Here is a 12,540-nt window from a genome sequence, read left to right on the forward strand (position 1 = left end):
GTCGTCTAATACGTTTTAGTAAAATCGCGAGTGGCCGCAGATTAATACGTTTCAGTTCGTCAGTCACCGCGGCGGATCATCACGTTTACGTAAAGTCGACGTGGGTCACGAGGGAGGGCCGATGCCACCGAGGAACCATGCCTCGTCAGGAGCGGGGGCGGACGCGGACCCGGGCTCCCCCGGTCGCCCGCACACCGCGGAATCACCGGCCCGGCTGCGCAGCACCGACATCGCACGACTCGCGGGCGTCTCCGTCGCGGCGGTGTCCATCGCGGTCAACGGACGCCCCGGGCTGAGCGATGCGACCCGCAAGCGCATCCTCGATGTCGCGAACGAACTCAACTGGCGCCCGCACCTGGCCGCCCGCGCGCTCAAGGGCGCGGCCAACGACGTGGTCGGCATCGTCATCGCCCGTCCCGCGCGCACGCTCGGCGTCGAGCCCTTCTTCGCCCAGTTCCTCTCCGGCCTCCAGTCCTGCCTGTCCAACCGGGGGATCGCCACGCAGTTGCTCATCGTCGAGGACACCGAGACCCAGGTGGCGGTCTATCGGCGCTGGGCGGCGGAGAACCGCGTGGACGGGCTCGTCCTGCTCGACCTCGCGGTCGACGACGTCCGGCCCCAACTCGTCGCCGATCTGGGCATCCCCGCGGTGGTGCTGGGCAGCCACGGGAACCCCATGCCGCTGACCAGCGTCTGGGGGGACGACCACGCCGCGACGGTCAGCATCCTGCGCCATCTGGTCGCCCTCGGACACCGGCGCATCGGCCACGTCAGCGGCACGGTGGCCTACCAGCACACCCAGCGCCGACTGCGGGCCATCGGCGACGTACGCGACTCCACCGGCATCGACGTGACGTCCATCGCCACCGACTACTCCGATGCCCAGGGCGCTTCGGCGACCCGCCGCCTGCTCGAAACCCGCCCCCGCTACACGGCGGTGGTCTACGACAACGACGTCATGGCAGTCGCCGGGCTCGGCGTGGCCACCGAGATGGGCATCGCCGTTCCCGGCGAGGTCTCCGTGGTGTCCTTCGACGACTCCGTGCTCACCACCATGGCGCACCCCTCGCTCACCGCGCTCACGCGCGACACCTTCGCCCTCGGCACGCTGACGGCCACCGAACTGCTCCGCGTCATGGCCGAACGCCCCGCGCCCCGCCCCGTACAGGCCCCCACCCCTCAGCTCGTCATACGACAGAGCACCGCCGCTCCCGCCGAGCGGTGACGCTTCAGGCATCAGGAGGAGACCGTCATGGCCCAGCCCTTCCCGCCCACCGAACCGGACGCGCACGGACTCCTCGATGTCGGCGACGGAAACCGGATGTACTGGGAGACCGGCGGAAACCCCGAGGGGAAGGCGGCGCTGTGCGTGCACGGCGGCCCCGGCAGCGGCGGACACCGCGGCAGTCGCACGATGTTCGACCCCGAGGTCTACCGGGTCGTCGTGTTCGACCAGCGTGGCTGCGGTGACAGCCTGCCGCATGCCTCCGACCCGGCAGTCGGCCTCGCTCACAACACCACCCACCACCTCATCGCCGACATGGAGCGGCTGCGCGAGCACCTGGGCATCGAGCGCTGGCTCCTCTACGGCGGCTCCTGGGGCTCGACGCTGATCCTGGCCTACGCGGAGCGCCACCCCGAGCGGGTCTCCGAGATCGTCGTCCCCGGCGTCACCATGACCCGGCCCGACGAAATCGACTGGCTCTACCGCGGCGTCGGCCGTCTGCTGCCCGGCCCCTGGGAAGCGTTCCGCGACGCAGTGCCCGAGCCGGACCGCGGCGGCAATCTCGTGGCCGCCTACGACCGGCTGCTGAACAGCCCGGACGAGGCGGTCCGGGTCAAGGCGGCGCGGGACTGGTGCGCCTGGGAGGACGCGGTCATCGCCCATGAGGTGCTGGGCCGGCCGGGCTACTACAGCGACAAACCCGACGACGCGCTGATGGCCTTCACCCGGATCTGCGCGCACTACTTCGCCCACAACGCCTGGCTGGAGGACGGGCAACTGCTGCGGGACGCGCACCGGCTGGCGGGCATCCCCGGGGTGCTGATCCACGGGCGGCTCGACCTGGGCAGCCCGCTGAAGACCGCGTGGGAGTTGTCCAAGGCGTGGCCGGACGCGGAGCTGAAGGTGATCGACGACTCGGGGCACACAGGTAGTCCCGCGATGCGGGACGCGATCCTGGAAGCGATCGCCCGGTTCGGGAAGAACGCGTAGCGACCGCGGATCGGGGGGGGCGGTCCCCGTGCCGTCGGAGGCGGTCAGGCGGACGGCAGCGCGGCGGCGGCCGCCCCGGCGAGATCGGTGGCCATCTCGCAGGGCCGGTCCTTGCGGCCCGCTCCCTTGACGACCAGGGCCACCCGCTCCGTCCCCTTCACCCGGTCCACGCCGGGGTACTCGCGATGGACCACCTCGACGCGGCAGCTCCCCGGGCCCTCGTCCTCCGGCAGAACGATGGCCTGGTGATCGCTGAGCCGCGTCGACCGGGCGTTCTCGTCGTCGGGCAGGCTGCCCTGGTCGAAGCGCAGGTCCACCTCGTACTCGCTGGTGGTGCTCTTCCACTGGCAGTCCCAGCGGCCGAATCCGACGTCCGGGTCCTGGGCGTCGATGCCGGGCACCTCTTCCAGCGCCTTGATGTCGAGCAACGTACAGGCGTCCTGGTGCGCCAGCGAACTGGCCGGAAAGTCCGGGGAACGCCGGGGAATGGCGCCGCGGTTGAGCACCTTGACCGCGCGTCCCGTGGCTCTGTCGGCGGTGTCGCACAGCGGCTCCTTGACCTCATCAGGGCGTCTCGCGGCCGCGGTGACCCGGAGGCTGTTCTCGCGGGCGCCCGTCACCGCCACGGCCCGCTCGCACTCATCGCGCTCGGCGGCACGCTCCACGACGGTGACCCTGCCGGTGGTCCTCCTCGTCACGCCCTCCGGCAGCGGATCGGCGTCGAGCTCCACCCTGACGTCCACGACCTCCTCGCCGCGCTGCTTCAGGATGACGTCGCATCGGTTGAAGTTGCCGTAGTCGGCGTCCAGTTCGGCTTGCTCGTAACCGTGGAACACGTCTGCGTTCAGCAGGGCACAGGGGTTGGCCGTACGGGGGTCGCCGATGAAGTCCGCGCTGGTCAGCTTGGCCGGTTTCGCGGACGGCGGAGCGGGCTTGTCCGCCCCGGAATCGTCGCCCAGGCTCATCACGGCGAACGGAACGGCGATGGCCAGCGCGGTGACGGCGGCGGCACCGGCCATCAGCAGCGGGCGGCGCCGAGGGAGGCTCGCCGTCAGGCGCGGCTGCCGCCCTCCCGCGGCGTCCTCGCGGTACGCCACCGTGGCCGTATAGGGCGTGGTCGCCGCGGCCTCGGGGAGCGTCGGGAACTGCTCGGGCGGGCCCGCGATGTCCGCGAGGACGCCGAGCGCGTCGGCGGCCGTGGGCCGGGCCCCGGGGTCATGCTGGAGCATCGCGGTGAGCACTCCCCTGAGCGGCCCGACCCGGGGGCTGATGGCCTCCAGCCGGACCATGCGCCCGGCGCCGCGCAGCGGTGGAGTCCCCGTCACCAGGCAGTACAGGGTGGCGCCGAGGGAGAACACGTCGGACGCGCGCTCGGGTGCGCCCCGGAACGCCTCGGGAGCGGCGTAGTACGGGGTGAGGCTGACCGGTCCGTTGGGCGTGATCGTCTCGCTGCCGTCCACCCGGTACGCGGCGCCGAAGTCAGCCAGTTTGGCGACCCTCTCGTGGGTGACCACGATGTTGCCGGGCTTGACGTCGCAGTGCACGATGCCCTTGGCGTGCAGGGCCGCCAGCGCGCCCGCGATCTGCGCGCCGACGTGCGCCGCGAGCTCCGGGGCCATCTTCACCGGGACGTCCAGGCTCCCGCCGGTCACATGTTCCATCACCAGCCAGAACGTGGACCTCTTGCCCTTGCCCGCGCGGACGGCGTCGTAGAGGGTGACGACATTCGGGTGGCTGAACTTCGCGAGGGCGCGCGCTTCGGCCAGCAACTCGTCGAAGTCGGCCTGGCTGTTGTCCTCGAGCAGGGCCCGTTTGAGGACGACGGGTCGGCCCAGCTCCGTGTCGACGGCGAACCAGACCGCGCCTCTCCCTCCCTCGACGGGCCCCCTTGTGAGCCGGTATTTGCCCACCCTCTCCCCCCGCCGCACGGCGAACTCCCCTCTCGCGGAACCAGGATCCCTGCTGCCACCAGGCACGTAGACCGAACTTAGCGCCCACGGGGCGGACCCGCACCGGTTGTGCTGCCCTTGAGGGCGGCTCCGGGCACGGCGCGCGCCCGCGGCGAGCCCGACCTGGCCAGTTGAGAAGGGAATTCACGCGCCACTGCGAAAATCTTCACGTTTGTGAGGGTTGTGGCCGCCCGAAAGCGCATGCGGCGGTGCCGGGCTCGCCCGCGACGGGGAGGCCCGGCACCGCGTTGCGCCGGTCAGGAGTGGGTGACCTTGAGACCGGATATGCGGACCTCGCCGTAGTTGTCGCCGTCGCACGGGTCCGAGTTCTCGCAGTTGGCCTGCGTGTAGGCCCCTGCCTTGAAGTAGTTGGTGTCGCCGTCGTCGGAGATCGTGGTCTCACGCTCCCCGTTGTAATAGACGTCGATCTTGCCGTCCCGCGCCACGAACTTGGCCTCGAACTCGGTGCCCAGCTCGTAGTCGTCGGTGACGAGGTGGTGGCGGGAGTCGTCGCCCTTGGTGATGTAGAGCTTGCTGCCTTCGAGACGGAAGACCGTGACGTCGTCGTCCCCGCCGTGGATCTGGGCACCGACGAGATGCGGCTTGTCGTTGGGGAGCGCCATGAACGCCTCATTGACCACCAGGGTGTGGGTGCCTTCGGTGGTCGACCAGGCGGCCTCCTCTTCCCCGCCATCGGTCATCTCCCGCAGCTCGGCGCGCGGGTAGCTGGAGCCCCCCGTCGTCACGCCGTCGACGGCGGACCGGAACCGGACCGCGTCGCAGTCCTCGGTGACCTGGAACCAGGGCTTGGCGGAGAAGGTGGCGAGATCGGGCTGGGTGATCTCGGTCGGGTCCTCGTCCTCGCCGGTGGGCAGGGTCATCTTCCAGTTGGTGAGGTCGAGGACGTCGGCGGGGTACGTGCACCGGGCAGCCGCGGCGTCATGGGGGTCGGCGGCGTCGGCCTGCGCCGGAATCGCGAGGGCGGCCGCCGAGGCGACCGCGGTGATACCCGCGAGAGCGACGATGCGCATGCGCGTCATGGGAATGTTCCTTCCTGTGTCAGCCGTCGCCATCGTTCGCCGGCACTTCCGGGACGGGTCCCGAAGACGGGCACGGAGACGGACACGGGGGAACCGGCCCGACGATCACGCGGGATCGGGCCAGGGGGCGTCGTCCTCGATCAGGTCCAGGTCCGGCGGGACGAGCGTCGTGGACTCCACCAATCCCTTGAGCAGGTTGTGCAGCAGACCATTGTCGGCGGGGCGCCCCTGCGACTTGTCGTGCATCAGCGGGTACTTGAAGCCGGTTCGGTGCAGGCGGCGGCGTACGGCCTCGATCCGGTACTCGATCTTGCGTTCGTTCCAGCCCGCGTCCGGGCGGAGGTAGCCGAGCTGCCTGGCCGCCATGGCGTAGCTCATGGGGCGCGGATCCTCCTCGTACAGCAGGTAGCGCTGGCCGAGGACGACCAGCAGCAGCCGTTCGTCGTCGTCGAGGGGCCAGATCTCCGGCCGCAGGGTCTCGGCGCGCCGCCGCGAGACCGGCCCTTGGTCGTCGTGGCCCGCGACGTACAGCTCGACCAGGTGTTCCCGGTAGCCGGAGCCCTTGACGAACAGCGGGGTGTAGCCGGTGTCGAGCGGGATCGGCTCGGTGCTGAGATGTATCATCCGGCCGCGGGGCAGCCGGACGAGCTGCCGCCCGGTGTTCCGCAGCCACCACTGCCCCTGGCGGTAGGTCAGCTCGCCGTGGCGCCGGCTCACCCGGAGGTCGTCCACGCCGACCCCCAGGTCCACGTCCGGCTTCTGACCGCGCCCGAAGCAGACCGTCAGACCCGGCCAGGGCAGGGCGCTGAGGTCACCGGCCAGGGTGCGGGCATGCAGGCTGCCGGGCGCGGTGGGCGCGACTCCGCGCGCGAGGCTGGCGGAGAGGGGCATCGGGTGTCTCCTCGGTTCGGGGGATGCGCGGCACGTGCGCGGTCACACGCGCCCAGGGTCCGCTCCCTGCTCCGGGACCCGTCCCCACAGCTCGTTCCCCTCACAGCGTACGAGTCAACTCGCGTGTGACGGGTGCGGAACGGGACGGGTCCCGAAGCCGCGGACGGACGATCCCGGTACGACCCCCGGCATGGCCGACCCCGGCCACCGGACCAGCGGACCCGCGGACAGGGAGGGCACGATGACCAGCTCACCGGACGAGGACGACTGGCCGGAAGCGGCCCCGGCCCGGCGCCCGTCCCAGGTCACCGCGGCCGCCTCGCTCCTCATCGTCTCGGCGTTTCTCGGTACCACCATCGCCGTGAACGACCCGGCGATGACTCAGTTCGTGTACCTGCTGCTCTTCGTCACCATCGGTGCCGCCGTCCGCATCCTCGGCGGCGGACGTAAGGCCCGCGTCACGGGGACGGTGACGGCCGTGCTGTTGCTCCTCTATCTGGGCCCGCACGCGATCTGGGGGCTGGCGGCGCCGGGCGGGGTGTTCCAGCCGGATTACGCGGTGCGCGCCATCCTCGCCATCGGCGCCTCCGGCACCGGTGTGAGCCTCCTCTACGCACCGCGGAGCCGCGCGTACTTTCGCGTACGCCCCCGGCAGACCGTCCGGTGACGGCCCCTCGCCGCCCGGCAGGACTACCCGAATTCCGTCGGGTGAGTTAGGTTAGGCATACCTAAGTAGCTCGCTTGGTGTCCGCCCTACCCGCGCCTGGAGTCTCCGGATGCGTCCTTTCGCCACCCGCGCCACCACCCCGACCGCCGCCGAGCGCGTCCGGTCGATCCTCGCCGCCGCCCATTCGATGTCCGTGGTGAGCGACGGGGTCAGCACCGAAGTCCGCCGCCTCGACGGCACGGGGGCAATGGGCCACTTCCACCTCCACCCGCCGTTCGAGGGCACCCCGGGGGCCCGGACGGCGATGCGCATCCCGGTGCGGCTGGAGCTCACCGACATCGCCCCCACGCCCGTACGCGACCGCCTGCGCGCCCGCGTCACCGTGACCGGGCTGCTGGCCGCTCCGTACGACGCGGAGGCCAAGGAGAGCACCTGCCTGGAGTTCGGCCAGGCGGTCCTGGAGGACGACCGGGGGCGCACGTACGTCACCCTCCACACCCTCCAGGCGGCGCCCCTCGACCCCATCGCGACCAGCGAGGCGAGCATGCTGACCCATCTCGTCGACGACCACAGCGAGCTCGTCCCCCTGCTGCTGCGCCTCGTCCACCCCCACCCGGACAAGGACATGGTGCGCGCCCTCCCCGTGGCGATGGACCGCTACGGCATCACCCTGCGCCTGGAGCACCCGCGCACCCACCACGACGTCCGGCTGCCGTTCAAAACCCCCGTGACCGACATCAACCAGGCCGGACCCCAGATCCACGCCCTCCTCACCACGGCGCGCCGCCTCTCCCACTCGGGCAACCTGCTGGCCTGAACCACCGGCACCTCACCCGGCTTCGGCCCGGTGGCCGCTCATCACGGCCAGGCTTTCGTCGCGGATGGGCCGTGAGGTGTCGCGGTCGGGGCGGTAGGGAGCCAGGGCGGGATCGGGGGTGGCGGTGGTGAGTTCCTCGGCGGCGAGGGCGGCGAGGAGCGGCGCGAGGGTGACACCGCTGTGAGTCGCGATGGTGTAGAGGCCGGGCGCGTGGGGGTGCGGGCCGACCAGGGGAAGGCCGTCTTCGGGAACGGGGCGGACGCCGATCCGGGTGCCTCCCAGGGCGCGGAAGGCGGGCAGGACCGCGGCGCACCGGCCGAGGAGGTCCGCTTCGGGCGGCACCCGGGTTTCCGGGGTCGGGGCGAGGAGGGCGTCGACCGGCCAGGAGATGGCGCACACCCGGTTGCCCGGGGCGGGGCGCAGATCGACGCCGGGGGTGGCGACGATGGCGCGCAGCGGCTCGGCGAGCGGGACGGACTCGCCGACCAGGCCGGGGATCCGGCGCAACGGCAGCCGCACCCCGGCCAGTCCGGCGATGCGTCCGGCGTCGGGGCCCGCGCAGTTGACGACGTGGTCGGCCTCGAAGTGGCGGCCCCGCGCCTCGGCTCCGCGTACCCGTTCACCGTCCCGCAGCAGGGCGGTGACGGGGGTGTCGTAGCGGATGTCGGCGCCCAGGGCGGCGGCCCGGTCGAGGAGGGTGTGCGCGAGGTGGGGGGCGTCGTACCAGGTGGCGTCGTCGTGCACGACGAGTTCGGTGGCGCGGCAGGAGGCGGGGGCGACGGCGGGTGCGAGGGTGCGCAGTTCGCCGGGGTCGGCCGTACGGCAGGGGTGTCCCCAGTCGGCGAGGCGCTCGGCACGCGCGCGGAGGGTGCGCTGTTCCTCCTCGGTGTGGCCCCACTGGACGAGCGGTGCGGGGTGACGCCAGCCGGGGGCTCCGGTGCGGGCCCGGATCTCCCGCTCCAGTTCCCGGTGGAGCGCGGCGCTGCGCTGGTTGAGCAGGTAGTAGGAGTGGGGGGTCTTCAGGTGGGTGACGTCGATGGAGAAGGTGGCGCTCGAGGTGCCCGGGGTGCGGCCGCCGGCGTCGAGCACGGTGACGTCGGCACCTGCCTCGGCCAGGCGGTGGGCGGTGGCGGCGCCTATCACTCCGGCGCCGATGACGAGGGCACGGGTCATGGAGACTCCTTCAGAGGCGAGGCGGTTCAGAGGACCTTGCTGAGGAACGCGCGGGTGCGTTCGTGGCGCGGGTCGCTCAGCACGTCCGCGGGCGGGCCGGTCTCGATGACGGCGCCGTCGTCCATGAACACCAGCGTGTCGCCGACCTCCCGGGCGAAGCCCATCTCATGGGTGACGACGACCATGGTCATGCCGTCGTCGGCGAGCGCCCGCATCACCTCCAGCACTTCTCCGACGAGTTCGGGGTCGAGCGCGGAGGTGGGCTCGTCGAACAGCATCAGTTCGGGTCGCATGGCCAGGGCGCGGGCGATGGCAATGCGCTGCTGCTGGCCGCCGGAGAGCTGGGCGGGGTAGCTGTGTGTCTTGTCGGCGAGGCCGACGCGGTCGAGGAGTTCCGCGCCGCGTTCACGGGCCCGTGCCTTCGGCTCCTTGCCCACCTGGACGGGAGCCTCGATGACGTTTTCCAGCGCGGTCATGTGCGGAAAGAGGTTGAAGCGCTGGAAGACCATGCCGATGCCCCGGCGGCGCCGGGAGACGGCCTTCTCGCTCAGCTCGTGGAGCTTGCCGTCCCGCTCTTCGTAGCCGACGAGTTCGCCGCGGACGTAAAGGCGCCCCCGGTCGATGGTCTCCAGGTGGTTGATGCAGCGCAGGAAGGTGGACTTGCCGGAGCCGGAGGGGCCCACCAGGCACATTACCTCGCCGGGCGCGACGGTCAGGTCGATGCCCTTGAGCACGTCGGTGCGGCCGAAGCTCTTGTGCACGCTCTCGGCTCTGATCACGGCTGGGGTCAACGTGCGGTCTCCTCACGGTGTTTCCGGGCCGCGGCGCGCAGCCGCTGGAGCGGGGTGGGCGGCAGGGTGCGGCTGGTGCCGCGGCCGAAGCGCCGTTCCAGGTAGTACTGGCCGACGTTGAGCACGGAGGTGGCCACGAGGTACCAGAAGCAGGCGACGACCAGCAGCGGCACCTGCTGGAAGTTGCGCGAGTAGATGCCCTGGATGGAGGTCAGCAGCTCGGGCACGGCGATGGCGAAGACCAGCGAGGTGGTCTTCAGCATGGAGATCGCCTGGTTGCCGGTGGGCGGGATGATGATGCGCAGCGCCTGCGGCAGCACGATGCGGCGCAGGGTCTGCCCGCGGGACATGCCCAGTGCCTGCGCGGCCTCGCTCTGGCCGTCGTCGACGGAGGTGATGCCCGCGCGGACGATCTCGGCCATGTACGCCGCCTCGTGCAGCCCGAGGCCGAGGACGGCGGCGGTGAGCTGGGTGATGAGGACGTTCGTCTCGGCCTCCACGAACGTCGGCCCCCAGGGGACGCCGAGGCCGATCGTGGGGACGATCGCGGAGAGGAAGTACCAGAAGAGGAGCTGGACCAGCAGCGGGGTGCCTCGGAAGAGCCAGATGTAGGCCCAGCTGAGCCGGGACAGGATCGGGTTGGCGGACATCCGCAGAACGGCGAGGACGACACCGCCGACGATGCCGACCGCCATGGCGAGGGCGGTCAGCAGCAGGGTGGTCCGCAGCCCCTCCATGATCACCGGCGAGAAGAGGAACTCACCGACGGTCCCCCACTGCATCCGGGGATTGGTGATCCAGCCCTCCAGGAGGAAGACCAGCAGGAAGGTCACGACGACCGCGGCGACGCGCTGCCCCGGACGCCGCACGGGGACGGCGCGCAGGGTTTCCGCGGCGGGGCCGGAGCCTGTGCCGCCGGAGTCGGCCCGGGTGAGGGTCTCGGTCATGCCGCACCCCCGTTCACCGTGGCGTGCTTCAGCGCCCCGGACGTGAGCTTCCACTGCTTGAGGATCTTCGCGTAGGTGCCGTTGTCGATGAGTTTCTGAAGGGCACCGCGGACAGCCCGTACCAAGGTCCGCTCCTCCTTGTTGATCAGGATTCCGTACGGCAGGAAGCGGTACGGCTCACCGGCCGTGCGGAACCTGCCGTGCGACATCTCGGCCTGGTAGTCGACGGTGGGGGTGCCGCCGACGAACGCGTCGGCGCGGCCCGTGGACAGGGCCTGGAAACAGCCGACGGAGTCGGGGAAGACCAGTTTCTCCAGCTCGGGCTTGCCGTCCGCCGCACACTTCTTCGCCTGCGCCGCCACGTCGTCCACCTGCGAGGTGCCCTGCTCGACGGCGACCTGGCTGCCGCACAGGCTGGTGAGGGAGCGGATGTTCCCGGCGGCCTTCTCGGAGGCCAGGATCGAGCTGCTGGTCTTCATGTAGTCGACGAACGTGACCTGCGACTGGCGTTCCTTCTTGTCGAGCATCGCCTGGATCGCCACGTCGTAGCGGTGGGACCGGACACCGCCGATGATGCTGTCGAAGTTCGCCTGCACCAGGTGGACGCGGAGGCCGAGGACCTGGCCGACCGCGCGGATGAGGTCGGGTTCGGCGCCGATGACGGTCTTGTTGTCGAGGTCCAGAAGGGACAGCGGCGGGTAGTCGTTGCCGACGGCCGAGGTGAGCGAGCCCTTGTCGCGGATGTCCCGCGGGAGCAGGGCACGGAGTGCGGGGTCGACGCGCTGCTCGGGCACCTTGGACTGGTTGACGGACGTGGTGCCGCCACACGCCGTCACGGTCGGCGTGAGCAGTGCCGCGAGCGCGAGGGGAAGTGCGGTGGCGCGGGCTCGCGCCTGCCTTCCGGGCACGGTGCCTCCCTTCTGGGCTGCTGGTCAGGGGATCTGCGCAGGGCTGGTGGACGCCCAATCTGCGCGACGGCGAGGGCCCGGGCAAGAACAGGGAGAATGAACGTTTCCACGCGGAGTGTTAAGTTCCTTTGATGCTGACCCCGCCGCAGCTTCAGGCGATATGCGAGGTGGTCGCCGCGGGCTCGTTCCGTTCGGCCGCCCAGCGCCTCGGCTACACGCCCTCCGCCGTCTCCCAGCAGATCTCCACCATCGAACGCGCCCTGGGCGTCGCGCTCTTCGAGCGCTCACCGCGCAGCGTGCGCCCCACCCCGGCCGGGCTCCAGCTCGCCCGGCGCGCGGGGCGGCTGCTGGCCGACCTGTCCGCGACGGAGGACGAGATGCGCGCGTACGCCGCCGCCGAGCGGGGGCGGCTGCGGCTGGGCAGCTTCTGGTCCGCGGGGTTCCGGCTGGTGCCGACGGTGTTGACGGGGTTCCTCCGTGACCGGCCCGAGGTCGACGTCCGCTACGAGGAGGGCGACCCGCAGGTGACCGTGCCCGCGGTGGTGGAGGGGCGGCTGGATCTCGCCGTGATCTTCGAGTACGGCGTGGTGCCGCACAGTTGGCCCGATGGCCTCGACCACACGCTGGTACGGGAGGAGCCGCTGTACGTGCTCCTCCCGGCGGGGCACCCGCTGGGCGGACGGCGGCGCATCCGCCTCGCCGACCTGCGGGACGAGCGCTGGATCAGCTACCACGAGGACACCGACGCCGCCCGCTGTCTGCGCCACATCTGCGCGGCCGGCGGCTTCCTGCCCGAGGTGCTCTTCCGTACGAACGACTACAACCTGCCCTACGAACTGGTCCGGCAGGGCCTGGGGGTGGCGATCGCACCCGAACTCGCCATCATGGACACCTCCGCCTCACCCGACGCCGCCGGCACCCACCTCGTCCGGCTCACCGATCCCGCCCACACCCGCCGGGTCTATGCCACCCGGCGCACCAGCGACCCCAACCCGTTCCTCCCCCAGGCCCTCGCCCTCCTGCACACCGCCGCGGCCGCCCTGCCCGGGCGGGACGGCGGGGAATGGCCCACGGTCACCGGCTGACACCGGACCGCGCGGGCTCCTTGTCCTTCTTTTGCCACGCGTTCGCCGGGCATTGGC

Annotated in this window: 12 protein-coding genes; 5 read left to right on the forward strand and 7 right to left on the reverse strand. The window is 71.3% G+C overall.

What is annotated here, in order from left to right; genetic code table 11:
• The first annotated feature begins 121 nt into the window (after positions 1-121).
• The gene (locus tag HYQ63_RS02235; protein WP_218929533.1) at positions 122-1,225 is read left to right on the forward strand and encodes a LacI family DNA-binding transcriptional regulator; all 1,104 of its coding nucleotides are present in this window, start codon (positions 122-124) and stop codon (positions 1,223-1,225) included.
• A 27-nt stretch (positions 1,226-1,252) separates the two neighbouring features.
• Positions 1,253-2,215 (forward strand): prolyl aminopeptidase, encoded by a 963-nt coding sequence (pip, locus tag HYQ63_RS02240; RefSeq protein ID WP_179932243.1) that lies wholly within the window; start codon positions 1,253-1,255, stop codon positions 2,213-2,215.
• 44 nt (positions 2,216-2,259) lie between these two features.
• Here pip and HYQ63_RS02245 read toward each other — a convergent pair whose 3' ends face one another.
• From HYQ63_RS02245 to HYQ63_RS02255, 3 genes are all read right to left on the reverse strand, one after another.
• The gene (locus tag HYQ63_RS02245; protein WP_179932244.1) at positions 2,260-4,143 is read right to left on the reverse strand and encodes a serine/threonine-protein kinase; all 1,884 of its coding nucleotides are present in this window, start codon (positions 4,141-4,143) and stop codon (positions 2,260-2,262) included.
• Between the two features lie 278 nt (positions 4,144-4,421).
• A complete protein-coding gene (locus tag HYQ63_RS02250) occupies positions 4,422-5,204 on the reverse strand; it encodes a polysaccharide lyase family 7 protein (RefSeq protein WP_179932245.1) in 783 nt (260 codons plus the stop codon).
• A gap of 105 nt (positions 5,205-5,309) precedes the next feature.
• Complete coding sequence (locus HYQ63_RS02255; RefSeq protein ID WP_179932246.1) at positions 5,310-6,095, reverse strand: FHA domain-containing protein; 786 nt, start codon at positions 6,093-6,095, stop codon at positions 5,310-5,312.
• Positions 6,096-6,336: 241 nt separating this feature from the next.
• Here HYQ63_RS02255 and HYQ63_RS02260 point away from each other — a divergent pair, with 241 nt between their 5' ends.
• Positions 6,337-6,762, forward strand: a complete 426-nt coding sequence (locus tag HYQ63_RS02260; RefSeq protein WP_179932247.1) for a hypothetical protein — start codon at positions 6,337-6,339, stop codon at positions 6,760-6,762.
• Positions 6,763-6,871: 109 nt separating this feature from the next.
• A complete protein-coding gene (locus HYQ63_RS02265; protein ID WP_179932248.1) occupies positions 6,872-7,579 on the forward strand; it encodes a DUF2470 domain-containing protein in 708 nt (235 codons plus the stop codon).
• Positions 7,580-7,591: 12 nt separating this feature from the next.
• Here the strand turns inward: HYQ63_RS02265 and HYQ63_RS02270 are convergent, their stop codons facing one another.
• The 4 genes from HYQ63_RS02270 to HYQ63_RS02285 are packed head-to-tail and all read right to left on the reverse strand — an operon-like array spanning position 7,592 to position 11,398.
• Complete coding sequence (locus HYQ63_RS02270) at positions 7,592-8,752, reverse strand: FAD-binding oxidoreductase (protein WP_179932249.1); 1,161 nt, start codon at positions 8,750-8,752, stop codon at positions 7,592-7,594.
• A gap of 26 nt (positions 8,753-8,778) precedes the next feature.
• The gene (locus tag HYQ63_RS02275) at positions 8,779-9,543 is read right to left on the reverse strand and encodes an amino acid ABC transporter ATP-binding protein (protein ID WP_306664806.1); all 765 of its coding nucleotides are present in this window, start codon (positions 9,541-9,543) and stop codon (positions 8,779-8,781) included.
• Positions 9,540-10,490, reverse strand: coding sequence for an amino acid ABC transporter permease (locus tag HYQ63_RS02280; RefSeq protein WP_179932250.1), 951 nt, complete (start codon positions 10,488-10,490; stop codon positions 9,540-9,542). The genes HYQ63_RS02275 and HYQ63_RS02280 overlap by 4 nt, the downstream gene beginning before the upstream one ends.
• A complete protein-coding gene (locus HYQ63_RS02285; protein ID WP_179932251.1) occupies positions 10,487-11,398 on the reverse strand; it encodes an ABC transporter substrate-binding protein in 912 nt (303 codons plus the stop codon). Before HYQ63_RS02285 ends, HYQ63_RS02280 begins: the two co-directional genes overlap by 4 nt.
• Positions 11,399-11,529: 131 nt before the next feature.
• On the opposite strand from HYQ63_RS02285, the gene HYQ63_RS02290 reads away from it, so the two are divergent.
• Entirely contained in the window at positions 11,530-12,483 is a 954-nt protein-coding gene (locus HYQ63_RS02290) for a LysR family transcriptional regulator (RefSeq protein ID WP_179932252.1), read from the forward strand.
• Positions 12,484-12,540 lie beyond the last annotated feature (57 nt).

Source organism: Streptomyces sp. Rer75, from assembly GCF_013414305.1.
GTDB classification, from domain to species: Bacteria; Actinomycetota; Actinomycetes; order Streptomycetales; family Streptomycetaceae; genus Streptomyces; species Streptomyces himastatinicus.

Excerpts from the sequence above, each read along its gene's own strand:
- HYQ63_RS02235 (WP_218929533.1), top strand. The coding sequence starts at position 122 with ATGCCACCGAGGAACCATGCCTCGTCAGGAGCGGGGGCGGACGCGGAC.
- pip (WP_179932243.1), top strand. The coding sequence starts at position 1,253 with ATGGCCCAGCCCTTCCCGCCCACCGAACCGGACGCGCACGGACTCCTC.
- HYQ63_RS02250 (WP_179932245.1), bottom strand. The coding sequence starts at position 5,204 with ATGACGCGCATGCGCATCGTCGCTCTCGCGGGTATCACCGCGGTCGCC.
- HYQ63_RS02255 (WP_179932246.1), bottom strand. The coding sequence starts at position 6,095 with ATGCCCCTCTCCGCCAGCCTCGCGCGCGGAGTCGCGCCCACCGCGCCC.
- HYQ63_RS02260 (WP_179932247.1), top strand. The coding sequence starts at position 6,337 with ATGACCAGCTCACCGGACGAGGACGACTGGCCGGAAGCGGCCCCGGCC.
- HYQ63_RS02265 (WP_179932248.1), top strand. The coding sequence starts at position 6,872 with ATGCGTCCTTTCGCCACCCGCGCCACCACCCCGACCGCCGCCGAGCGC.
- HYQ63_RS02270 (WP_179932249.1), bottom strand. The coding sequence starts at position 8,752 with ATGACCCGTGCCCTCGTCATCGGCGCCGGAGTGATAGGCGCCGCCACC.
- HYQ63_RS02280 (WP_179932250.1), bottom strand. The coding sequence starts at position 10,490 with ATGACCGAGACCCTCACCCGGGCCGACTCCGGCGGCACAGGCTCCGGC.
- HYQ63_RS02290 (WP_179932252.1), top strand. The coding sequence starts at position 11,530 with ATGCTGACCCCGCCGCAGCTTCAGGCGATATGCGAGGTGGTCGCCGCG.